The 22,841-nt window shown below is 46.4% G+C and carries 20 protein-coding genes; 8 read left to right on the top strand and 12 right to left on the bottom strand.

Annotated elements, in window-relative coordinates:
• Positions 1–115: 115 nt before the first annotated feature.
• Entirely contained in the window at positions 116–1,009 is an 894-nt protein-coding gene (locus B0I21_RS17570) for a helix-turn-helix domain-containing protein (protein ID WP_133641796.1), read from the bottom strand.
• 201 nt (positions 1,010–1,210) lie between these two features.
• On the opposite strand from B0I21_RS17570, the gene B0I21_RS17565 reads away from it, so the two are divergent.
• Genes B0I21_RS17565 through B0I21_RS17540 form a run of 6 tightly spaced genes read left to right on the top strand, consistent with a single transcriptional unit; the run spans position 1,211 to position 5,760 of the window.
• On the top strand, positions 1,211–1,846 hold the full coding sequence (locus B0I21_RS17565; protein ID WP_133641795.1) for a flavodoxin: 636 nt from the start codon (positions 1,211–1,213) through the stop codon (positions 1,844–1,846).
• Between the two features lie 10 nt (positions 1,847–1,856).
• A complete protein-coding gene (locus B0I21_RS17560; protein WP_166637893.1) occupies positions 1,857–2,603 on the top strand; it encodes a carboxymuconolactone decarboxylase family protein in 747 nt (248 codons plus the stop codon).
• A 43-nt stretch (positions 2,604–2,646) separates the two neighbouring features.
• Positions 2,647–3,693 carry an alpha/beta hydrolase gene (locus B0I21_RS17555; RefSeq protein WP_133641839.1) on the top strand — a complete coding sequence of 349 codons (1,047 nt, stop codon included), beginning with the start codon at positions 2,647–2,649 and terminating at the stop codon, positions 3,691–3,693.
• Between the two features lie 26 nt (positions 3,694–3,719).
• Positions 3,720–4,166, top strand: coding sequence for a nuclear transport factor 2 family protein (locus B0I21_RS17550; RefSeq protein WP_133641794.1), 447 nt, complete (start codon positions 3,720–3,722; stop codon positions 4,164–4,166).
• Between the two features lie 29 nt (positions 4,167–4,195).
• On the top strand, positions 4,196–5,254 hold the full coding sequence (locus B0I21_RS17545; RefSeq protein ID WP_133641793.1) for an alpha/beta hydrolase: 1,059 nt from the start codon (positions 4,196–4,198) through the stop codon (positions 5,252–5,254).
• 11 nt (positions 5,255–5,265) lie between these two features.
• Positions 5,266–5,760 carry a (R)-mandelonitrile lyase gene (locus B0I21_RS17540; protein ID WP_133641792.1) on the top strand — a complete coding sequence of 165 codons (495 nt, stop codon included), beginning with the start codon at positions 5,266–5,268 and terminating at the stop codon, positions 5,758–5,760.
• A 96-nt stretch (positions 5,761–5,856) separates the two neighbouring features.
• On the opposite strand, the gene B0I21_RS17535 is transcribed toward B0I21_RS17540, so the two are convergent.
• On the bottom strand, positions 5,857–6,288 hold the full coding sequence (locus B0I21_RS17535) for a hypothetical protein (protein ID WP_133641791.1): 432 nt from the start codon (positions 6,286–6,288) through the stop codon (positions 5,857–5,859).
• Positions 6,289–6,941: 653 nt separating this feature from the next.
• Between B0I21_RS17535 and B0I21_RS17530 the strand changes: the two genes are divergently transcribed.
• Complete coding sequence (locus B0I21_RS17530; RefSeq protein ID WP_133641790.1) at positions 6,942–8,033, top strand: Gfo/Idh/MocA family protein; 1,092 nt, start codon at positions 6,942–6,944, stop codon at positions 8,031–8,033.
• A 236-nt stretch (positions 8,034–8,269) separates the two neighbouring features.
• On the opposite strand, the gene B0I21_RS17525 is transcribed toward B0I21_RS17530, so the two are convergent.
• The 10 genes from B0I21_RS17525 to B0I21_RS17480 form a co-directional block, all read right to left on the bottom strand.
• Positions 8,270–9,208 (bottom strand): RraA family protein, encoded by a 939-nt coding sequence (locus B0I21_RS17525; protein WP_133641789.1) that lies wholly within the window; start codon positions 9,206–9,208, stop codon positions 8,270–8,272.
• Entirely contained in the window at positions 9,201–9,671 is a 471-nt protein-coding gene (locus B0I21_RS17520; RefSeq protein WP_133641788.1) for a RidA family protein, read from the bottom strand. The genes B0I21_RS17525 and B0I21_RS17520 overlap by 8 nt, the downstream gene beginning before the upstream one ends.
• A gap of 11 nt (positions 9,672–9,682) precedes the next feature.
• Entirely contained in the window at positions 9,683–10,972 is a 1,290-nt protein-coding gene (locus tag B0I21_RS17515; RefSeq protein WP_133641787.1) for an MFS transporter, read from the bottom strand.
• Positions 10,973–10,976: 4 nt separating this feature from the next.
• Positions 10,977–11,435, bottom strand: coding sequence for a nuclear transport factor 2 family protein (locus tag B0I21_RS17510; protein WP_166637891.1), 459 nt, complete (start codon positions 11,433–11,435; stop codon positions 10,977–10,979).
• Positions 11,436–11,539: 104 nt separating this feature from the next.
• Entirely contained in the window at positions 11,540–12,853 is a 1,314-nt protein-coding gene (locus B0I21_RS17505; RefSeq protein WP_133641785.1) for an amidohydrolase/deacetylase family metallohydrolase, read from the bottom strand.
• A 17-nt stretch (positions 12,854–12,870) separates the two neighbouring features.
• The gene (locus B0I21_RS17500; protein ID WP_133641784.1) at positions 12,871–14,106 is read right to left on the bottom strand and encodes an aminotransferase class V-fold PLP-dependent enzyme; all 1,236 of its coding nucleotides are present in this window, start codon (positions 14,104–14,106) and stop codon (positions 12,871–12,873) included.
• Positions 14,107–14,205: 99 nt separating this feature from the next.
• On the bottom strand, positions 14,206–15,801 hold the full coding sequence (locus B0I21_RS17495) for a SusD/RagB family nutrient-binding outer membrane lipoprotein (RefSeq protein ID WP_243836221.1): 1,596 nt from the start codon (positions 15,799–15,801) through the stop codon (positions 14,206–14,208).
• 10 nt (positions 15,802–15,811) lie between these two features.
• The gene (locus tag B0I21_RS17490; protein WP_133641783.1) at positions 15,812–19,264 is read right to left on the bottom strand and encodes a SusC/RagA family TonB-linked outer membrane protein; all 3,453 of its coding nucleotides are present in this window, start codon (positions 19,262–19,264) and stop codon (positions 15,812–15,814) included.
• A gap of 114 nt (positions 19,265–19,378) precedes the next feature.
• Complete coding sequence (locus tag B0I21_RS17485; protein WP_166637890.1) at positions 19,379–20,512, bottom strand: FecR family protein; 1,134 nt, start codon at positions 20,510–20,512, stop codon at positions 19,379–19,381.
• Between the two features lie 144 nt (positions 20,513–20,656).
• Positions 20,657–21,253 carry an RNA polymerase sigma factor gene (locus B0I21_RS17480; RefSeq protein WP_133641781.1) on the bottom strand — a complete coding sequence of 199 codons (597 nt, stop codon included), beginning with the start codon at positions 21,251–21,253 and terminating at the stop codon, positions 20,657–20,659.
• A 314-nt stretch (positions 21,254–21,567) separates the two neighbouring features.
• On the opposite strand from B0I21_RS17480, the gene B0I21_RS17475 reads away from it, so the two are divergent.
• Positions 21,568–22,503, top strand: a complete 936-nt coding sequence (locus tag B0I21_RS17475; protein ID WP_208292385.1) for a class D beta-lactamase — start codon at positions 21,568–21,570, stop codon at positions 22,501–22,503.
• Positions 22,504–22,841: the final 338 nt, after the last annotated feature.

Here is a 22,841-nt window from a genome sequence, read left to right as displayed (position 1 = left end):
ACATTATCAAATAATACGCCACTGGATTACATCCCTAAAATAGCATGTATTATTTAATTATCCTTGCCTTTCATACTTTTGTTACGCATAAAACGACGCATGGTACAACGTTTTTTTAACTCAAATTTTTGAATTCATTAGGCGTCACGCCCTCTTTCTGTTTAAACAGGCGGCTAAAATGCTGCGGATATTTAAAGCCCAGCTCGTACGCAATCTCGCTGATAGATTGGTCACCGGCAGAAATCCGCTCTTTTGCTGCATGGATAACATGCGTTTGAATATATTCCTGAGCAGACACACCGATTTCCTTTTTAATTAAATCACCAAAATAGTTGGTCGAGAGGTTTAGTTCACCAGCACACCAAGAAACGGATGGTAGTCCCAGTACCTGTGGCTTATCCGATAAGTAGTAGCTCCTAAGCAACTCCTCAAAGCGTTCCAAAATACCTTTATTGACATGCTCCCTCGTGATAAATTGACGATCGTAAAAGCGGGTACAATAATTCAAAAATAGCTCGATATTGGAGACAATGAGCTTTTTACTATGCTTGTCAATAGCGTGCTGCAACTCATATTCAATTTTCCCAAAGCAATCATGGATAATCTTTCTTTCCTGTTCGGACAAGTGCAGGGCTTCATTAACCGCATACGAGAAAAAATGATAATCAGTCATGTTTTTACCCAGCGTGGTTCCGGCAATTAAATCAGGATGAAACACGAGCGCAAGTCCTTGTGGCTGATAATAGGTATCACCACTTTCGCCGATAGCCTGTTGAGGAGCTAGAAATATTAAGGTTCCTTCCTCGTAATCATACGTATTCAGCCCGTAGCGCAAATCACCACAATATATCTGTTTGAGAAAGACCGTATAAAAGCCGTAGCGCAGACGTTGAAGTTTCCTCGGAGCAGCTTTTTCCAAATGAACCACACTGACCAAAGGGTGAAGCGTCGCATTGTTGTTGAAATCATTGTACTCTTTAACACTGCCGAAATAACGTATATCTTCCATAGCCTCTATTGTTTATAGCTTACAAAGCAAAATTACGAAATCATTCTCCCCATTGTTGCCTGTTACATGCGAATCAGTGATTTTGGTAACGAACACCGTAATCGGTATACGCCGGAAGCCAACAATTAACCACAACTTTGTTCTGTTCACGATATAGGACTATGATCACCTGGAGATAAGGGTATACACATTATACGCAGCATGATAAAAAATAGCAATTGGATAACGAAAATAGCAGTCCTTATGTGGGTGTTGCCATTGTCTTGTACTGCCACAACGGATACAGCAGGTCAATATGAACAACCGGGCATCGAGCCCGAACGCGTGCTGATCGTTTATGTATCACGAACGAACAATACAAAGGCGGTTGCTGGCATTATTCATAAACAGGTTGGGGGTACGTTGCTTGCATTGGAATTAGAAAACCCTTATCCCGAACATTATCAGACGACTGTTGATCAAGTAGCGGAAGAAAACCGGAGGGGATATCTGCCGCCACTCAAAACGAAGGTCGAGGATATTGCAAAATACGATGTACTGTTTATCGGCTTTCCAACGTGGGGAATGCAGTTACCTCCACCCATGAAAAGCTTTTTAAGCCAACACGATTTAAGCGGTAAAATAGTAGTACCTTTTAATACGAACGCCGGTTACGGCATCGGTAACAGTTTCGAAACGGTAAGGCAGCTGTGTCCAAACAGCACCATCATGGAGGGTTTTTCCACGCAGGGTGGTAAAGAACGCGATGGCATTTTGTATGTAATGGAGGAGGATAAAGAAAAACAGGTGCAGGTAGACGTAATAAAATGGTTGCAGAAAATTCAAATGAAGCACTAAATAGCAAGGTATGATGGAGAAACGACAAAGAGGGTTAATCACCCTGTTGCTTATCGTAAGTATTGGCATGGCAGGAAATTTACAAGCGCAACAGAACATGACACACGAAAGCGGATTAAGTCCGAAAGAACAAAGCATTATAGCAATTTCGGCATTGACGGCAAAAGGTGATTTAGAACCGCTGAAAATAGCGTTAACCAGCGGACTTGAAGCAGGTTTAACCGTTCATGAAGTAAAAGAGGTCTTGGTGCACAGCTACGCGTATTGCGGGTTTCCGCGTAGTATTAGAGGCTTGCAAACGTTTATGGAGGTGATAGATGAGCGAAAGGCAAAAGGCATAGCCGATAAGACAGGCAGAGGTGCGTCGCCCATCGACCAAAAAAGCAGTAAATATGCGCGCGGTAAAAAGATTTTAGGGGAATTAACCCAAATGCCGCAACCCGACACACTTACAGGTTATTCAGCCTTTGCGCCAACCATCGATACGTTTTTGAAAGAACATTTATTTGCCGATATTTTTGAACGGGATGTATTGACCTATGCCGAAAGGGAATGGGTGACGATCTCGGTAATAGCCAGTATTGAACATGCAGAACCCATGCTACGCTCGCACCTAGCCATTTGCTTGCAGGTAGGGTTAACGCCGGAAAAGCTGCAGCAATTTGTAACGATTATTAAATCAACGGTAGGAGATAAGGCCGCTAAAGCAGCGCAAAGCGTTTTAAATGAAGTGCTCGCCACGAACAAACTAAAATAAATTGAAAATGAGAAGTATAACCTTTCTAATAATAGCAATATCGATGTCTGCTCATATACATGCACAAAACAAAACGACAGAAATGGAAAGAAACGTGTTGCTCATCGAGGAGCAGGGCAGTTTTGCCGTCGGAGGAAAGAGAATAGTAAAAGATGGAAATTTCGATTTAACAAATCCACTACAACCTGATGGACAAACCTATCACGGCGACCATGCCTATGTTTTCTATCAAGTTCCACCGAAGGCTCGAAAATACCCGCTGTTTTTTTTACATGGCGCAGGGCAATCGAAAAAAACCTGGGAAACGACTGCCGACGGGCGTGAAGGATTTCAAAACATATTCTTAAGAAAAGGCTTCGGTGTGTATTTGCTTGACCAACCGCGGCGTGGCGAAGCCGGCAGAAGCACGGTCGAAGAAACTATCAAAGCAACGCCCGATGAGCAGTTTTGGTTCACCCAATTTCGAATAGGCAACTATCCCGACTACTTTCCGAATGTTCAGTTTCCGAAAGACGAGGCATCGTTAGCACAGTTCTACCGGCAAATGACTCCGAATACAGGGGCCTTCGATGGCAAGGTGATCACAGATGCGGTTTCGCAGTTATTCGATAAGATTGGAGAGGGCATTTTGGTAACTCACTCGCAAGGAGGAGGGCCTGGCTGGTTCACTGCAATAAAAAATGATAAAGTCAAAGCGGTAGTGGCCTATGAACCGTATAGCAGCTTTGTATTCCCTGAAGGCGAATTGCCCGAACCGATTCAATCAACGGGGCTTTTTGGCGCATTGAAGGGCGTGGAAATTCCGTTGTCTGACTTCGAAAAACTAACCAAAATTCCGATTGTCGTTTATTACGGCGATAACATAGCCAAAGAACCTACCCAAGTATGGAATAAAGATCATTGGCGGTCGGGGTTAGAGATGGCGAGGTTATGGGCAAAAGCCGTCAATAAGCATGGTGGCGACGCAACAGTGATACACTTGCCCGAGATCGGCATTCATGGTAATACCCATTTTCCATTTTCCGATTTGAACAATAGGGAAGTGGCCGACCATTTGGCAGCATGGCTGAGAGAAAAAAGCTTAGATTAATTAATAGATATACAATACAATTTACTATGAAAGCAACAATTATAGGACTGTTTTTAATCGCTATCGCCACACAGTGGTCATGGGCCCAGCATGCTGCCACAGAGCGGGAGATCATTAATCTCTCGAAAGAAAAATGGCAATGGATGTCAGATAAGAAGGTCGATACCTTGAACGCCCTTTTCCACGAGAAAGCGGTTTTTGTCCACATGGGCGGCAGCATGACAAAGGAACAGGAACTCGGCGTTATCAAAAGCGGAGGTATACATTACAAGCAAGCCGATATTCACGAAGTGTCGGTAAATTTGATAGGTAACGTCGCCATTCTGTTAAACAAGATTACACTGTTGGCGGTCGTCGGCGGGAACGAAGTAACCAATCCATTTATGGTAACGGAAGTGTATCTGAAAGAAGGGGTAACATGGAAATTAGGCTCTATGTCATTCACCCGATTACTAACGCCTTCCGACCGATAATGAATTTTATAGCATAACAAAAATACCTCATGAAAAGTTTAACATCCATTTTAGCTGTAGCCATGGCATCAATAGCAACAGAGACGGTAAACGCACAATACCATCAAAAAGCCGAACAAAACCCCTATACCTTGGTGTATGACGGAGCAATAACAGCAAATGAAAAAGGAAAAGTAAATATACATCCTGTAACGTACAAACTGAACAATATTGACATTGCCGCTAATGTGTATACACCAGCAGATTACGACGCTTCAAAACACTATCCGGCGGTAGTGGTAGCCCATCCAAATGGTGGTGTCAAAGAACAGACGGCAGGATTATATGGACAGAAGCTCGCCGAAGCTGGATACATCACCCTGGTGGCAGATGCAAGCTATCAGGGCGGAAGTGGCGGCGAGCCACGCCACACCGATAAGCCCCAATACCGAACGGAGGATATTCAAGGTATGGCTGATTTTATCGCACAATACGCAGGGGTGGATGCACAGCGTTTAGGAGTTTTGGGGATTTGCGGCGGTGGAGGCTATACGTTAAAAGCAGCACAAAGCAACAAGCGTTTTAAGGCGGTGGCAACGTTAAGTATGTTCAATTCAGGGCAAGTAAGACGGAATGGCTTCCAAAACACCCAACTGAACACTATTCAAGAACGCTTGCAACAAGCAGCAGAAGCACGTGCACAAGAAGCCGCAGGAGCCAACGTAGCCTATGCCGGGGTGGCGAGCGTAACGGATGAAGAAATTGCAAAAACGTCCATGGATCTCTATCGGGAGGGATATGTATACTACTATAGATCACATGCCCACCCAAATTCAACCTTCCTGTATACGATGAGCAGCTTGATGGATCTAATGACGTGGGATGCAACAGATCAAATTGAACTGATTGACCAACCACTACTTATGATGGCCGGTAGTAAAGCCGATACCAAATATATGACGGATGAGGCGTTTGGCAAAGCGATCCATGCAAAAGATAAAGAACTGTTTGTGCTTGATGGAGCTACACATATCGAAACTTATTGGAAACCCGAATATGTAAAACAGGCCGTCGATAAATTGGTGGAATTCTATCAAACGAACCTATAAGATCTAGCGCAATGAAACATCATCTTAAAAATTTGCTACCTATTGCAGTCGTCCTAGTTGCAGCATGTACCAATAATCAGAAAACGGTGGAAGCAACAAAAAATGATCAACCCGTTTTTCCGAAAGGCGAGCGGGTATCAAATGCCAATTTTACAGGAACGGTGTGGGTTAATTATCTGGCAGAAACAGATACCGTGCATCATGTCAATATCGGTTCTGTTACGTTCGAGCCCGGAGCACGCACGAATTGGCATTACCACAAGGGCGGTCAGATACTTTTAGTTACCGAGGGAAAAGGGTTGTATCAGGAAAAGGGCAAGGCCGTACAGGTAATTAACCATGGCGAAGTCATAAAATGCCCACCCGATGTAGCGCACTGGCACGGCGCCACACCGGATGAAGCTATGACACATATCGCCATCGGTACGAATACAAATATTGGCGGTGCCGTTTGGTTGCAACCTGTTACGGAAGAAGAGTATAAATACCCCGACGAAACGAAATAGTAGCTGCAATCGCATAACGCTCCTGAAGAACGAGGTAACATAAGCATGCCGTCCAGGCTATGGTGGCTATTCGGCTGGACGCGTTTAAGTTTGTACTTAACCGGCGACGATGACCTGTGTCGCCAAATTATATAAAACAGTAGCGTCAATAGCCAAAAGCAGCCACGTGAAGCGGTTGCTAGGTTGGCTTATCAGCTGTTCTTCGAAGAAATTGCTGATTTGCTCGTACAGCTTTTCCGCAGCCAAAGTCGGGTTACCGAGCATGACGTCTTCTTTTACGTCGATAATAAATTTGCTAATGGGTATGCGGCTGAACAATTGTGTGATACCCGATTGAAAGAATACCGGTACGTGCTGGTAATACCTGTAGACCGTTTGCGTCCAATTGACAACGTTCTGAAGCTGCTCCTGTTTGATATCCTTTCGGCCACTAAAAATTTCGGTTGCCCGTTTGATAATATCTTGACTAATCAGAACGCGTTGCGGCTGCGTTGCTTCATACACTTTCCAAAAGACAAGCGCAATCATATATCGATAAGTAAGAAAGCAAGCTATTGCGGTGAAACAAATGCTCATGAAGAGCACAAGTAGAACCGCATACAAATTTGTCCATGAAAAGTCGAAGCTAAAAAAACGGACGAACGTAAAAATGACTAGGACGGTGTTTGTAACCCCATAAGCAAAAAGCACAAAAAAAATGATCTTGACGCCACTAACACCAATATCCCTACTTAGCTTTAGCATAGTTCTTAAAGAAGGATATTTGGGTCTTTTCGAATCGATACGTTCCATTTTACGCTGATAGTTTCTACGGTTTTACTGATCGATAACAGTATTCGACCGCCTGCTTTTGAAGCTTTTCGTGGCAGGGCTATTTGTCACCTTAATATTACTATTACCTTTTTAATAGTTCAAAAATAAAGAAATAATTATACGTTGAAAAGAAAGCATAGCGTGAAAATGAAATTGCTAATTATTTAAAATACGCCTATACGCGGAGAAGTTTAGGCGCAAAATTGAAAGACCATTACATCTTCTTCATATTGCTGTCTCTTTACGGTATAGAAAAACTAGGCATAGATTACCGCATAATTTTTTATATTGTAGTATAAAAAAGAATCTATGCTGTACCCCGCTGGTTAAATCTCTGAATGGATGAAGCCAGCACAAAATCCAAGAAAATGATAAAATCAAGTATGTTGAGTTTTGTATTCACCCTAATTGCCTGTAGCACTTTTGCGGAAGGTGCATTAAAACTTGCTGTCGCCGGATTAAGTCACGGACACGTCGACTGGATTTTCAATAGAAAAAATAAGGACGATGTACAGCTAGTCGGCATTTATGAGACGAATACCGCGTTGATCGATCGCTATGCCAAGCAATACGGCATCAGTAAAAATATGTTTTTTACGGACTTGGGAAAAATGTTAGATGAGGTTAAGCCCGATGCAGTATCCGCTTTCGGCGCCGTCAGCGAGCATGTTTTGGTCGTTCGTGCGTGTGCGCCAAGGAATATCCACGTCATGGTGGAGAAACCGTTGGCGAGTACGCTGGAGGATGCCGTAGAAATAGAGCAACTTGCAGAAAAACATCATGTCCATGTGCTAACCAACTTTGAGACCTCGTGGTACGAAAGCAACCAACAGGTGAAAAGTTTGCTTGATGCTAACAAGTTGGGTGATATTCGGAAGGTCATGGTGAATGATGGACATGAAGGTCCAAAAGAGATTGGCGTGAGCAAGGAGTTTTTCGAGATACTGACCGATCCAGCGAAAAACGGTGCTGGCGCGCTGGTTGATTTTGGCTGTTATGGCGCCAACCTTATGACCTGGTTGATGAAAGGCGAAAAGCCGCTTTCGGTAACCGCCGTAAGCCATCAAAATAAGCCAGATATTTATAAAAACGTCGATGACGAGGCATCTATCATATTGCAATATTCGGGCGTGCAGTGCATTATTCAAGCATCGTGGAACTGGCCTTTTTCTCGAAAAGATATGGAGCTGTATGGAACGAAAGGCTATGCGATAGCTGCTGAAGCGACAACGCTGCGGTATCGTTTGCAGAACCAACAAAGCGAGAAAACCGAAAAACTCGCCAAGCGGAAGGCTCCCTTTGATGACCCATTCTCGGTACTGTCTGCCGTCGTGAAAGGAAAGTTGATACTGGATGAATTTGATTGCTATGGCTTACCAGCCAACGTCATCACGGTGGCGATCCTAGATGCCGCCCGAAAATCTGCTGCGGATCATAAAACAATTTATTTAAGCCAATAAGCAAGGTCCACAAACAACGTTTCGACCAAAGATGCACCAGTCGGGTAACACGGTTCCAAAACCCAAAAGCTGAACGCGATTTCTGAAAATAGCGCGCTTAACATGATATTGATTACAAAATAAAAAACACGGAGCTGCCTTCGGCCTCGCGAACGTTACCTCTTATCGGGGTAACGTTCACTTTTTGCGTTTTAGACAGCCTCGTGTTTTTTAGAAAAAATAACCGCCTCCGTGTATTACCAAGTGCGATCCTTCATGATTTCATCCAGTTGTTTTTCCGTCAATTTAACATCTGCAGGGTTTTCGTGCAGCCATTTTAAGAAGGATGATTTGATTTCAGTGGTCCATTGATTATCAATTTGGCCCGTATTGTACTTCCCATTCTTGATCATTTCGAAACCAAACTTATCGCGCAGTAAAATAAATTCTGCTCGGGTAACTACATGCTCCACCAAGTGTGCCGGGATAAACAACACGCCTTCCCTTTGCGCCAGTACTAGGTCGCCAGGCAGCACAATAGCGCCGCCGATGCGGGTAGGGCCATTGAGCCCCATCAACGTAGACTCTTCGAGATAGGACGGGTGATAATCACGGACAAAGGCGTTAAATCCTTTTATTTCCATAAGTCCCTCCAGATCCCGTACAGAAGCATCAAAAACAACGCCATTGCCCGTTTTGTTGAAAATAGCATTACCCAGTGTCTGCCCGATCAAAGTGCCTCCAGCGATCTTGCCAAAGCCGTCTGCTACGTATACATCGCCTTTGGTTAGCACTTCGATAGGCCAGGTATTGCTGTTGCCCTGCCTACCATTTTCGTGCCCACGCGTTACGATATGTTGGTCTACGTCGGGACGGCTCGGCATGAATGTCGCCGTTACCGCGCGACCAACAATGGGATGGTCAGCATGCAGCGGCTTCCAGCCACCAACAAACTGATTGTTATACCCTTTGTTCTTCAGGATTGTCCAAGCATCGTCAAGTCCAATGGCACGCGCACGATTTATCCAATCATCAGCGATTTTGGGCCGTCCATCTTCAAAGCGATCACCAGTCCAAGACGATGTTAAAAAGGTCAACTCTGCTTTGGGTAATACCTGCGCTTGAACGGCATGGTGCCTTAGTTGCCCACCTAGGCATAGCGTCAGGCACAACAGTGTTCTGGAGAACCTAAACATAGGCTATACAGTCCATCTCCACCAAAGAATCGCCCGGTACCCCGCCGTATGTCGCGACAGTCGTCCTGACGGGAGGTTTTTTGCCAAACCGGCCGCGGTAAGCTTCGTTCATTTTGTCGTAGTCTGCCAGGTCGGCCAAGTAAACATTTACTTTCAGTACCTTCTCCATAGAAGAGCCGGCACTTTTCAGTTCTTTTTCCAACTCATCCAGCACGTGCTTCGTGTGCGCGGCCACATCACCTTTGAAATGCGCGCCTTTACCGGCCACAAATACCAAGTTGCCTTGTTTGGTGTGTCCAGAGAATAGCGGAATTTCCTGATCGGTGCTGATGTTGCCAACCTGTTTTTCCGAAGAGTGGATAGCGGTTTCCGCTTTCGCTAGAAAGCCCATGCCAAAGATGCCTGTCGCTGATGCCGCGATTTTTTTAAGTAAGGAACGACGTCCATTTGTTGTAGTTTTCATATGTATTTAATTTAAATTGTTATACTTTTTTGATTGGTTTCATCGGTTTTTAGGCGGCCTTGCCGCGCAATAAGGAGTGTCAGCACCGTTGCAGCCACTAGGCTCAACGACATGAAAAGATAAGCGCTGCCAAATCCTTGTGTATAGGCATTCAAGATCCCCACCAGATAGGCACCACCAAAAGATCCCAGCGCCCCCATGCTGTTGATCAGGCCGATGGCTCCACCAGAAACATTGCGGGGCAAGACCTCGGTCACTAGCGCGAAGAAGGGGCCGTATGGCGTGTACATGGCGGCACCTGCAATGGACAGTAAAATGTAGGACATCCAAAAATTGGACGAACCCACGACGTAGGATAAGAAAAAGGCCAGCGCAGCAATCAGTAAAAATGGCCATATAAAGCTTTTGCGGCTGCTCGCTTTATCGGCATAGAAAGAGGCAATCAGCATGCCCGCGATGGCAAACACGTAGGGCACAGCCGCCAGCCAGCCCGTTGTGACTATATTCATGTTTGGCGCCGATTTAATAATGCTTGGAAGCCACATAACAAAGCCATACACACCCACATTCCAAAGGAGGTATTGCGCACAAAGTAAAATAACGCTGCGCGAACGGAAGGCCTGCGCGTAGTTGGTCACAGGTTTTATCGCTTTTTGTTCCTCTTGCAGAGCAACCTCTAGATCGCTTTTCTCATCGGCATTTAACCAGTTGGCATCATTCGGTTTTTCATCGACTAATTTCCACCAACAGAAAGCCCAAATAACGCCCGGCAGTCCCTGAATAATGAACATCCAGCGCCAACCCAACGAATCGATCAAATAACCGGATGCCACCGACATCCAGAGTACGGTAGCGGGATTGCCCAAGATCAGAAAAGTGTTGGCCCGCGAGCGCTCGCGCTGGGTAAACCAGTTGCTTAGCAGGATCAACATAGCTGGCATGACTGCACTTTCAACCACGCCCAGCAAAAACCGGATGGCGATAAGGCTGTAGGCGTCGTTAACCATACCTGTGGCCGCCGCCAGCCCACCCCATAAGATAAGGGACCAAAAAATCAATTTTTTTGCCCGCTGTTTCGCAGCGTAATAGGCGCCTGGAATTTGAAAAAAGAAATAGCCCAGGAAAAATAGCGAGCTCAATAGCGAGGATAGCGCCGGCGTAATGCCGATGTCTTCGGCCATGCCGCCGGCGGCGGCAAAGCCAAAATTTGCCCGATCCAAATAAGCTAAACTGTATGTGACAAATGCCACCGGCAATAGCCGATACCAACGTTTTGCGGAGAGTTTGGTGGTCGTGCTCATCCGCTTAACGTTTTACGGCTTGCCGTGCCAGTAAGCGCACCTCCCCATCTTGCTTATACCATACCAGCAGCACATGCAAGTTTACATCCGCTGGCGCCTTGCCTTGGTCTGCGCTGCGCCCTGTTAGTACATGGCGAACGATAGCGGCACGGTCGCTTAGTTCGATAGCTATCTCTGAAAAGTTCAACTGTTCGAATTTAAACCTCCCCGAGCTGAGCGAGGCAATGAAGCTATCGCGGTTCTCCATCATCCCCGAGGAGTGCCCGTAAGATAAGGAAGGTGCAGCTAGCTCAAGAAGCGACTCCCGCTTTGGCGAAAGCAGATTTTGTCGCAATGCTTCCATAGCCGCTGTCACCTCTTGCTGGGTTATACCTTCGCTCGTTGTTGTCGATGTGTCGACCCGCTCTGCACAGCCCTGCTGCACAAACAGGGTGAGCAGGAGAAGATAAATGTTCTTTTTCATACGTAAATACTGTTTATAATGACCATGGAATGTGTCGATGTATCGTTTCAGGTTGCTTTTGACAACTATAGACATCCATTTGGGTTAGCGTGTATTGCGGCATACTAATGTTCGCGCAAGGTTTTTCGTTTGATGTTTTCTTCCCGTAAGTAGTTTCGAAAATCTACGTTTAGCGGATTAGCTAGCCCATTGTAATCATAGACAATGCTGCCGCCCCTGACCGTCACTTGGCACTCCAGCCGCTTTTTTGAAGCCAAGCGATGCCCAATGTAGTCGAACAGTCCGAAATTACCCTCCCGAATACCGAGCACGGCGATGTCTGCTACCGCACCCACCGACAAATTGCCCAGCTCCTCACGTTTGATAAGCTGTGCGGGCTTCCAGGTCGATGCCTCAATCACCGCCTGCAAACCCATGCCCATCGCCAGAAACTTGTCCATCACGGTCAGCATGTCCTTCATGGATCCATTCATGCTTCCGATATGGATATCGGTGCTGATCGCATCCGGGTAAAAACCCTCGCGTATGGCCGGTATGGCCTGAGAAAAGGCAAAGCTGATGCCGCCATAGCCCACGTCGAACTTTATTCCGCGCTTGCGCGCTTCATAGACAAAAGGTTTCACTTTTTCGGTCTGCATATCGACCAGGTATTCACGAGCGCCCAACTGCGCAAAGGCATGCGTAAAAATATCGCCGGGTTGTAGTTTCTCCATAAACAGCTCCCGGATGGGCAGGGGAGGCGTGCTGCCGCCGAAGTCGATCATCGTGGGCAGTCCACCGGCCAGCTTGCCTGCTTGCACGGCCCGTTCTACGGGCGTCCAATCATAGCCCTCGTAGTGCGCGACCTTGAAGCCAACAATGTGTTCGGCATATTGCCGAGCCGTTAATGCCGACATCTTGGCGTCCATATCTTCGGTATTCTGCTCATAGGGGCCACCGCGCATCCCTTGTCCCACAATATTTAAAAAGGCCAAAACCCGCGTTTTGGAGAGGTCTATTGTCTGCTTTTTAAAATCAGGGAATGATGTCCAGCCCGAGCTTCCAGCGTCCACCACGGTGGTAATCCCGTTGCGAAAGGTAAAACCGTCTGGTGGAAAGGCGCTTGGGCCATTCATGTAGTTTTGATCCAGTTTTGTCCCCCAGAAATGATGCGTGTGGATGTCGATGAGTCCGGGTACAACATAAAGTCCACGGGCGTCAACGACCTGCAGCGCTTGAGCCGTGTCAATATTCTTGGCGAGCAGGGCAATGTTGCCCTGGCTGACCGCTACATCCATGACTTCATCGAGCTTATTTTTCGGATCGATCACGTGCCCGCCTTTAATAACCAAATCATATTCCTGCGCGCATAGCGTACCTGTCGAAGCAAGTAGGTAGAGCACACAAATCAGGGATACTATCTTTATTGAATGATGCATAATAATTTTTTTAGGGTTTACGCTTTCGCCTGTTGGAGTTCTTCAACCAGTCTTCCGGCCACAATATCTTCTTCTCCGGGTTTCATCATCCATACGGTGAGCGATACCATATTGCTCTTGACTTCGCCCAGTTCAATAGACGGCGTTCCTTTTCGCAGTCGTTCGGCAAGTGCTTCGCCCGACAGTTTAAAAGCGTCTCCTTTCCAAGAGATCTCCAGATTCGGCGTTACATTCCCCAGTTTCGGTATGAATACACGTGTTTGTATGCCAGGAAGCTTCTCGATACGCTTTGCAATTTTAGCGGTACGCGCCTCCCAATCCTTCCAGGTAGCATCGTGATCCTGATTTACAAATTTTTCGAGCGCGACATACATGCCCAGCACTTCCTCTTTGTTCACTTTCATACCGCGACCAATGTTGAATCCGCGAGGAGGCATACTTAAGCGCGCGGCATCAATAATGTTTTTTCTCCCCATTAAGATCCCCGCGCTCTGCGGTCCGCGCATAGCTTTTCCGCCCGAAATGCAGACAAGGTCAAAGCCCATATCGTTGAAGCGCCAAAGGTTGGACACCGGTGGTACATCCGCTGCGATATCGATCATCGTCGGTATATTGTGCGCTTTCCCTATCTTAACGAATTCCTCGTGCCCAATTTGCCCTTTATCAGCCTCAATATTGAGGAAGAACAAAAGTGCCGTTTTTTCAGTTATGGCATTTTTAAGTTCCTCGGCGCTTTCCACCATAATCATCTTACAGCCCGTATTGGTCAGGGCTTTGTTGTAGACGATATCGTGCGATTTTTGGCAGATCACTTCAGATTTCATGCCGGTGCCTTCCAAGTTCGGAAGCTGGCGAACCTTATATTCATCCATTCCGGTCAAGACGCCGGCTAGACCAAGGGTAAGTGCCGAAAAAGCCCCCGAGGTGACCACTGCCGCTTCAGCGTGGACGATCTTCGCAATGCGCTCCCCAACTTTGTCTTGCACCTCGTCTAGCATGCAAAATGCTTGTGCACCATCTTGTATGGCGTCCAAGACTTCTTGGTGCATCAAGGAACCCGTCATGGCTGTAATGGTACCACGTGCATTGATAAAGGTGCGGATGCCAAGTTCTTCAAATAAATTACGGGATGCTCCCGATGTAATCGCTGTAATACTTTTTTTATCTATAGCGTGCGCTAGTTGTTTTGGACCAAACACGCCACCCAAGATGGAGGCGGCCGATACTAACTTTAAAACTTCTCTTCGTTGCATGTCTTTGTTTCTTATGTAGGTGTAGCCGTTCAAAAGAAGCCCATGACGGCGCATGCTACGCTGCTGCCGCCGGGCTTATAAATAGGTGTGGTTCGCGTTTTATTCCGCATCCCACCACACCCTGGTGGTTAGGTTGTCGCCTGTGAATTCGGAAAAACCTTGGCGTTGTAAGGCCTCCATATAATTTTCACGGTTGGTGAGGTTTTCGTTCAGCGGAATGTAGAAACGCCGGAACATCTTGCCGCCCGTCACATTGCCGGGATAATTTACCGGCATCAATGTCGGATAATTGGTGCGACGCCAGTTCGCAAAAACTTCATAATCGTCACCGAAAAGGCTTACCCATTTCTGTGTGTTGATCTGCCCAAATTGTTGTTCGAAAGATCCTGTCGCAAGGAAAGGGTTCTGGGTGAGGTAGTTGCTGATCTGCTGGTCAGAAATTCGCCCGCTGTGCGGCGCCACATCCGGCCATAAGGCCCATTGCTTCATGGCCATACGCACACCTTGATTGTAGGCTTCGGCAGCGCTGCTGCCCGTGTACCAGCCGCGGATCGCTGCTTCTGCCAAAAGCAAATAGGCTTCCGCCGGACCCAAAATAATAATAGGCGAGGAGGTGTTTAAATAAAGCTGAGAGGGCTCCGAGTAGCTGTCAAAATCACTAGGAAAGGTATTTAGGCTGCCATTGATCATGCCGCGCTGTGTGCCGATGCTGTTATCTGCCCGATAGCTGCCGTCGGCATTTCTAACCCACACGACGGAAAGAACAGGTAAACGCGGATCTGCCGTGTTTTTGAGGTGGTTGATAAAGGTAGCGGCATATTTTCCACCTTCGACATTGTCGCCGCCCGGCGAATTGTAATCGCCATTCACCAAGCTATTGATCTTGTAATTTAGACTGCCAGGCGTCGCTGCATACGATAAATAAGCGATATCGCCTTCCTCGCTCATCGGACCGCCCGCGATAGCCCGTTGTACCCAAGTTTGAGCCGTACCTTGATCCACCTTGGTCAGGCGCATGCCCAAGCGAAGCATCAGGGTGTAAGCAAATTTCTTCCATTTGACGATGTCGCCCGCAAAAAAAAGATCCGCATTTCCAAAACTTGGGCTATTGGCAGTAAGTGCAACAGCAGCCTCATCCAGTTCCTTTAAAAGGTCCTTGTAGATCGCTTCCTGTGTGTCGTATTTGGGGCTTAATGTACCTTGCTCGCCCAGTCGCGCTTCAAAGTACGGGATGTCGCCGGCCACATCGGTCAGTTGATGAAAGAAATAGACCTTTAAAATACGTACCAACGCTAGTTTGTTTGTATTGTCTATTCCCTCTTCAGCCTGACTTTCCAAGGCTTTTTGTATTTGATAGAGTCGGTTGAGTTTTCCGATCCACAAATTGTTCTCCGTGGTGCCGGTATAATAGAAGAAGGGTGCTTCGGTACCGTTAAAGCTGTAGTATTTGTCGCCCACACCGGCAACCTCTTTATAGGTCGAGAAATATTGGACCCCCTGCGCAATGACGGTGTAGCTGTGCTGCGGAAGATCCAGCAAGGCACCGGTAAACATGTATTCGGGTATAACCTCGTCAATGCGGTTGACATCCCGGTTCATTTCAGTCAATGACTCTGGGTTGCAGCTGCTATACAGGAGAACAGCAAATACACCGTAGAAAAGATTTTTGATAGGTTTTATATGCATAGTTTTCATCGTGGTAGCTTTAGAATGTAACACTTAAATTGAATCCGAAATTTCTGGTTCGCGGTTCACCGGTACCGGCGGTACCGGTTGCATTGCCCACCGTTTGCTGCATTTCGGGGTCAAGTCCTGCCGCGCGAACTGCTTTGTCCCGGTAAAGGATGGCAAGGTTACGACCCACGATGCCGATGTTTGCAGATTCAATGCCCTTAATGCCGAGCCTTTTGGCTGGGATGCGGTAGTTGAAGACCAGCTCGCGTAGTTTGACGAAGTCGGTGCTGAACGTCTGCAATTCCGAATACATAGCACCGCGGTTGTTGTAGTAGGTGTCCAATTGTTCTTGGGGCCAGGTTTTACTGAACGGATTTCCGTTTCTATCCACCCCTTCCAGCGTGAGACCGTTCGGATTATCACGGCCGGGTAGTGTGCTTTCCGTTAAACCGAAACGCATAGCGTATGTCCACATGTTGTTGAAAGCCACCGCGCCGAATTTTGCATCAAAAAGAAAGCTGAGGGAAAAATCGCCATATTGAAATTGGTTATTCAACCCCATGGTATGCGGCGGGTTAGCAATACCAAGATCGGCCTCTACGCGTTCTTCGTAGCCACTTGTGGCGTTGTACACCTGTCTGCCCTGCTCGTCTTTCAACAGTTTCCATCCGCGGACAGTACCGTAGGGCAGGCCGACAGCATTCAGTATGCGTACCGCGCCCGAGATACCCGTGCCCACTTCAACAAAATCCAGTCCCGGTGCAAGTTCTATGATTTTACTCTGGTTATAGGCGTAGTTATAGGTAATGTTCCAACGGAATTTGTCTCTCCGGATAGGGGTGCCCGTGATCATCAGTTCCACGCCTTTATTGCTAATCTTACCGGCATTGATAAAGCCGGATAGAAAGCCGCTCGTTTGCGATATATTCGGTTTTAGGATATCGTTTGTGGTGATGCGGCTGTAGTAGGTGGCATCTATCCCTAAGCGGTTGTTGAAGAAATTCATTTCGAAACCGCCTTCGGACGTGGTTACCGTAAGGGGTTTGAGGTTAACGTCTATGAGCTCGCTGCTACCGTCTTGTACAGTCGTGCCGCGAAAACCACCTGTACGGATTTGGTACATGCGGATCACATCGCCAGGCCCCACATTGCTGCTGCCCACCTGCGCCCAGTTCGCCCGGAGCTTCAGGAAATTCATCTTCCAGGGTAGCGTAACCAGATCCGAAAGAATGAAGCTACCACCAACCGAAGGATAGAAGATCGCATTGTTCTGCCTATTCAACGTAGAAAACCAATCCTGACGACCCGTTACGGTTAAATTTAGGAAGGATTTATAGTTAAAATCTGCTTGCCCAAAAGCGGAATTGGTCCCCCAACGCGTATCGATTCGGCTGGGATTGTCTAAGATAGAAAGGTTCGTATAACTGATAAAATTGGGTACGATAAACTCTCTTCCGTTTATCGCACTAAACGTGTAGGCATTCCGATCGGCCTGACCACCCAACAATGCTGTGAAGCCAAAATCTTCAGAGAAATCCGATGTGTAATTGATTATTCCCAAATAGTTTGTTTTGACGTTTTGCTCTTGGTTGGAATTGAACAAGCCGCGCGGTGTGAATGCGGTACCTATAGGACTGTAGTCCATGTAATCGATGGATTCCCAATCACGAGCGATGGTTCCACGTACATACAGATTTTTCATGAGGTCAACCTGAGCCGAAAACTGCCCTATGAAACGATCCCTATCATCGCTATTGCCCGTGTTGTTTACAACAAACCACGGATTGGGTGCTGCAGGCACAGGGTTCCACTGGATTTCATTACCTTCGGCGTTGGCACCCGGCCGAAGCGAATTGATATCAACCGTGTTACCGATCAAGTAAACGGCCCAAGACGGATTGCGCTCGGCATAACCCACCCCCGCAATATTGTTGCGGTCTTCTCGGTTATACTGGATGGTCGATTCCAGTTTCAAAAAATCGTTTTTCCCCAACTTAGACTGCAGGCTCAGGTTACCCGTTTTTCTTTTAAAAGTGGAGTTGGGTGTTTGCGCTTGCGAACGAAGATCCGAGAGCGATACACGGTAGTTTATGGTTTCCGATCCGCCGCTGAAAGCTAAGGAGTTGGTTAGGTCTACACTCGGTCTGTAAAAGCTGTTGATATTGTCGCGTACAGAGACGGCAGAATAAGGGCGAGTGACGCCATCAAACTGCACGACAGGCGAGCCATCGATCGGCGCGCCATAAGAGAGACGCCCGGCGCTCAGTGCCTGCGCTTGCGTAGTGGGCTTCACACCATCGTTTCCAGATCCGTACTGATACTGGTAGTTTGGATAGGCACTTGGTGTACCGATCATAGCATTGGAGCGAAATTCTACACCAATACCTTGACGGGCGGCACCTTTTTTCGTTGTGATCAAGATGACACCATTTGCTGCCTGGCTACCGTATAAGGCTGCGGCGGCTCCACTCTTGAGCACAGTCATCGATTCAATATCGTCCGGGTTGATGCTCGATATCCCGTCGCCACGGTCTATATTCAAGCCGGTTGTATTGGTGCCACCGCCTTTATTGTTATTGTTCATGGGGATACCGTTGATCACATACAGTGGTTGTTGGTTGCTGTTTAGGGATCCATTTCCCCGGATTACGACACGACTGGATCCGCCCGGTCCGGAGGCAACCTGTGTGGCGTCCACACCGGCGATCTTACCGGTCAGTGCGTTGGCAACATTGGTTTCACGGGCCTCATTCAACGCCGATCCACTGATCTCCGCGCTCGAGTATGCCAGTGTCTTGCGCTTACGCTGTATGCCCATCGCCGCCACCACCACCTCTTCCAGCATACTGGAAGAATCGCTAAGCACAATATCATACCACGTTTGCTCACCAACAGCGACCGGCATAGCCTTGTAACCTACATAGGATACCGACAGCGTGGAATTGATGGGCGCGTTGATGGTGAATTTTCCGGTAGCATCCGTAAGGGTGCTTTCCGTTTTTCCTCCCTGTACCGTGATAGATGCCCCGCCTAAGGTGTTGCCATCCGGTGTCTTTACCACACCCGATATTTTTCGGATCGTGCTGTCCTGCTGCATAGTGCCCTTGGCCGTTACAGCACGCCGCTGCACCAACACCATATCATTTTTGATGGTATAGGTGACGGGCTGTTTTTCGAACACAGCTTGTAGTATCGTGTTGATAGGTGAGTTTACAAAAGTCAATGTCACCGGCTTTGTCCCTTTTAAGTCGGCCGATACATACAGAAAATCATATCCTGTTTGTTTGCGCAGGCTGGTGAAGACTTTCTCCAACGACTCGTTTTTCACTTGGATAGTAGCCTTTTGCGCAAATACTGCTGCATGCACGTGCACGACAGAGATGAGCATGGCAATGCATAGTTTCACGGTTATGATCAGATTAGTTAGGTAAAAAGATCCTTGGCTGCCCCTTTTTCGGGCAGTAAAATAATTGTATATTTGCATGAATAGGTTAGTTAAAAATTGTTACCGCAATTGTTTGACCTAATAGCAGCTTTGTGCTGTGTAATGAACCGGGCGTGTTGGAGCACTTCCGGTTTTTACATTTAGGATGATATATTATGACATAATCGTAATCCTCCTTCCTTCTCGCTTCATATAAAATCCACCCAGTGCGCTCAAGTAATCGATTAGCTCATCCAGGCTGCGTTTTCTAGAAAATGTACCGCCAAATTCTTTATCGGTGATCTCGCCTTGATAGTCCACCTCAATATCGTACCAGCGCGATACTTCGTTCATAATTTCGCGGATATTTTGTTTGTCAAAAACGAAATATCCGTCTTTGCTCCCTAGCACATGAGCAACATCGACATGCCGCACGCGAGCGCTCGTACCGGTTTTGGCCATCCATTGCTGATTAGGAGATAGTTTCGCTACGCTAGGGCCGGCATGCACATCTACTTTACCCTCCACCAATGTCGTGCTCAGTTGCTCTTCGTCAAGATAATTGCGCACATTGAATTGGGTGCCCGTAGCGCGTACTTCCATGCCTTTTCCAGCCACAATGAACGGATGGACCTTGTCGGAAGCCACTTCGAAGAAGGCTTCCCCCGATAGATAAAGCATCCGTTCTTTTTTCACGCGGCTGGTAGGAAACCGTAAAACCGTTTTCGTATTGACCCAAACTTTCGAACCATCTGCCAAATAAAGATTTAAATCTTTGCCTGCCGGTACGCTAACCGTATGGTAGCTCAGCTCGTCGGTTTCCATACCATCCGTACGATAATGTAAGTTATTTGCTCCGCGCTTCACCACATACGCGTTGCCAATATGCAGTTCTACATTTTCCGGGAGGTCATCAATGGAGTAATCTCGGTCGATGGTAGCGATTTTAAATGCGGTTGGGTTCTCCGCAGCCGTAGTTACTTCCCGTGTTTGCACCGTTACCACACCGTTTGCCCGTTGTATTTCGCTGCGACGAGGTAGCGCCACGAAAATTAAAACCAGTGCCGCCACGGCGCTCAAAGGAAGTATGTATTTTTTGTAACGGCGAAGACGAACCAAGATAGGCAAGCCTTGATCCGCATCTTGGGGATAAGGCGAGATGCTGTCCACGACATGGATTTTCGCTAAAAGCTGTTGCTTTACGCTGTCGGCATTGCCGATTTCTACCTGCACTTTTTCATCATGCCCACGCTTCAGTAGCCATAAATCTATCCGTTGGCGTTCTTGGCTAGTGCAAGTTCCGTTCACATACTTTTCTAGTAAGTCATCTATATCAGGGCGGTGCATCGGCAAATAGTGTGTTAGTATGCCAGTAAGTGTTCGTTTCGCGAGGGAAGTAGTAGTGCGAAAGTGAATAAAAATGTAACTATCTGTAAATCAGATAAAAAAAAATTAAAGAGCGTCCATCAACGTGAGCGCTTTACAAATACTTACCGCGCTAACAGACTTTGTTAAATACACGGCGTCGATTTTTTGTTTAAGCTGTTTTATAGACGAGCTCACTTGTTTCTTTACGGTATTCTCGGATATAGACAGTTGTTCCGCGATCTGGCGGTATGACAAATATTCGTTTCTGCTTAACAAAAAGATCTCGCGCATACGGGGAGGAAGATTCTGAATCTCTTCGTTGATCAAAACGGCTAATTCGCGTGCATTTACTTCTTGCGCTAGCTTATCGTCGTGATGTGGGAAATATTGGCTCAGTTCGTCTTTTAAGTTCCGAAGTTTGATGTTGTTTTTTATGCTTTTGACAGCCTTGTGGTGAATTATGGTATAAACATACGCTTTGATAGACTGTACATCGGTTAATCTCTCGCGCTGTTCCCATATTGCGGCGAACGTATCCTGCAAAATATCCGTACTTTCTTCCTGATCATGAAGGATGCGGTATACGTATGCATAAAATTCTTCCCAATAGGTGTCAAAAAATAGGGAGAAAGCACGTTGCTTGCCGCATATTATTCCTTCGAGTAGTTCTCTTTCATTCATGCCGATCGAACTTGCTGGTTAGTTAGTTTAGTGGCTGCCTGAGCAGCTGGTTTTTTGTGTTGACCCATGTAAATCTAAAAAAATAAAACGAAAATGTAAATCCTTGAGCTTTTTTTAAACTTTCGAGGAATGGAAACAGCTAAATTGTTTTATGAATAGGGGATTCGTATATCATTTTGAATAGTCGGCACTTTTTTAAGCAAATAATCTCAGGATTGAAGCCTCTGTTTATGTGGAGGGGCGCTTCCTCTCAATGCACGGAATGCAGGTAGCTGCTAAGGGTTTTTGGTTTGCGGTATTACCGGTGGAAATAGATGTTGCTGATAGATGCAGAACAAGTTGAAACGGGGTATCCTACGAATGATGGCAAAAATAGTCATGTAAATTTCCACTATTTGAAGAATAAATCCTGTAACTTAATCGTCCAAGCGAAAGATAACTATAGCAAATTGATGTCGAGAAAAATTTCCAGTCTTATTTATGTTTTGTTGTGCGCAACGTGTTCATTCAGTCAGATTAAACCAACGTTATCCGTATCCGGCTGTGGTTTCGAGGGGTGTGTTAGCATTTTCGATTACAACAACAATAAATGGTTGGTAAATGAAGAGGTCGAATCGTTTAAACAGATGGTTCCCGCCTCGACGTTTAAAATTATCCATCTATTAATTGCGTTAGAGACAGGTACTATAGCTGATGAACATACCGTAATAAAATGGCCGGGATCCATTGATACTGCCCTTTATGGCTATCGACCTTCGACATATAGAGATATGACCGTCAAGGAAGCTTTTGAGGTTTCCGCTGGCTGGGTATTTATGGAATTAGCGAAGAAGATTGGGCGGGAAGAATATGTCGAATATTTAGAAGCTTGTAACTACGGCAATCTCAAGGTTTCAAACGAACCCGATTTTTGGAATTTTGGGCCATTGGCAATTTCGACGCGTAATCAGGTCGAATTTCTAGTAAAGATTTACGAAGGGAATGTTCCCTTTTCTAAGAGGAATCTTGAGATCTTAAAAAGGGTAATGGTCATGGAAAAAAATTACGATTATACACTACGTGCAAAAACGGGTTGGGGCTGGAAGGACGGTAAAGATGTGGGGTGGTGGGTTGGCTATGTGGAGAAGCACAATCATGTGTATTTTTTTGCCACTAGACTCGCTAAGGATAGGAACGATAAAGATCCAAGTTTCTCGCAGTGTAGGATTGCTGTTACCCTTGAGGCTCTCAGAAATATTGGTGCCTTCTAAACTTGCGAAACACCATATAATGCTCGCTTGAGCCTGAAATTTCGTTCCAGCCTACCTATGTTGCCCAGTAACTTTAAAATGTAAGGTTTTGCTGCCCCAATCAAGCCGTCAATGTTTTTAAATACATCTTGATAGTATTTCGTGGGAGAGCGATACTTTTCGATAAAATAGCAAATGGTACACGGCACGTTTTTTAGCGCTCTTATTCCTGTTGCATGAACCTCAAAAAGTCCCGGTTAGCAGCAGGCTCAAACTTTCAAATAAATGTATTTTGTTTGCAAAATTTTAAAATTAAAGTAAACCTTATTTGGGAAATGGTGTCATGCCGTTTTTAAAAG

The organism is Sphingobacterium paludis, assembly GCF_004364125.1.
In the GTDB taxonomy this organism is placed as follows: domain Bacteria; phylum Bacteroidota; class Bacteroidia; order Sphingobacteriales; family Sphingobacteriaceae; genus Sphingobacterium; species Sphingobacterium paludis.
The sequence above is the reverse complement of the archived record's forward strand: the minus strand, read 5'-3'. Positions and strand labels throughout refer to the sequence as shown.

Bases quoted from the DNA above. Each gene is read 5' to 3' on its own strand.
- B0I21_RS17540 (WP_133641792.1), top strand. From the start codon at position 5,266: ATGAAACATCATCTTAAAAATTTGCTACCTATTGCAGTCGTCCTAGTT.
- B0I21_RS17570 (WP_133641796.1), bottom strand. From the start codon at position 1,009: ATGGAAGATATACGTTATTTCGGCAGTGTTAAAGAGTACAATGATTTC.
- B0I21_RS17510 (WP_166637891.1), bottom strand. From the start codon at position 11,435: ATGAAAAAGAACATTTATCTTCTCCTGCTCACCCTGTTTGTGCAGCAG.
- B0I21_RS17560 (WP_166637893.1), top strand. From the start codon at position 1,857: ATGATGGAGAAACGACAAAGAGGGTTAATCACCCTGTTGCTTATCGTA.
- B0I21_RS17550 (WP_133641794.1), top strand. From the start codon at position 3,720: ATGAAAGCAACAATTATAGGACTGTTTTTAATCGCTATCGCCACACAG.
- B0I21_RS17500 (WP_133641784.1), bottom strand. From the start codon at position 14,106: ATGCAACGAAGAGAAGTTTTAAAGTTAGTATCGGCCGCCTCCATCTTG.
- B0I21_RS17565 (WP_133641795.1), top strand. From the start codon at position 1,211: ATGATAAAAAATAGCAATTGGATAACGAAAATAGCAGTCCTTATGTGG.
- B0I21_RS17525 (WP_133641789.1), bottom strand. From the start codon at position 9,208: ATGTTTAGGTTCTCCAGAACACTGTTGTGCCTGACGCTATGCCTAGGT.
- B0I21_RS17505 (WP_133641785.1), bottom strand. From the start codon at position 12,853: ATGCATCATTCAATAAAGATAGTATCCCTGATTTGTGTGCTCTACCTA.
- B0I21_RS17545 (WP_133641793.1), top strand. From the start codon at position 4,196: ATGAAAAGTTTAACATCCATTTTAGCTGTAGCCATGGCATCAATAGCA.
- B0I21_RS17495 (WP_243836221.1), bottom strand. From the start codon at position 15,801: ATGAAAACTATGCATATAAAACCTATCAAAAATCTTTTCTACGGTGTA.
- B0I21_RS17555 (WP_133641839.1), top strand. From the start codon at position 2,647: ATGTCTGCTCATATACATGCACAAAACAAAACGACAGAAATGGAAAGA.
- B0I21_RS17490 (WP_133641783.1), bottom strand. From the start codon at position 19,264: ATGCAAATATACAATTATTTTACTGCCCGAAAAAGGGGCAGCCAAGGA.
- B0I21_RS17480 (WP_133641781.1), bottom strand. From the start codon at position 21,253: ATGAATGAAAGAGAACTACTCGAAGGAATAATATGCGGCAAGCAACGT.
- B0I21_RS17520 (WP_133641788.1), bottom strand. From the start codon at position 9,671: ATGAAAACTACAACAAATGGACGTCGTTCCTTACTTAAAAAAATCGCG.
- B0I21_RS17515 (WP_133641787.1), bottom strand. From the start codon at position 10,972: ATGAGCACGACCACCAAACTCTCCGCAAAACGTTGGTATCGGCTATTG.
- B0I21_RS17535 (WP_133641791.1), bottom strand. From the start codon at position 6,288: ATGATTGCGCTTGTCTTTTGGAAAGTGTATGAAGCAACGCAGCCGCAA.
- B0I21_RS17530 (WP_133641790.1), top strand. From the start codon at position 6,942: ATGATAAAATCAAGTATGTTGAGTTTTGTATTCACCCTAATTGCCTGT.
- B0I21_RS17475 (WP_208292385.1), top strand. From the start codon at position 21,568: ATGTTGCTGATAGATGCAGAACAAGTTGAAACGGGGTATCCTACGAAT.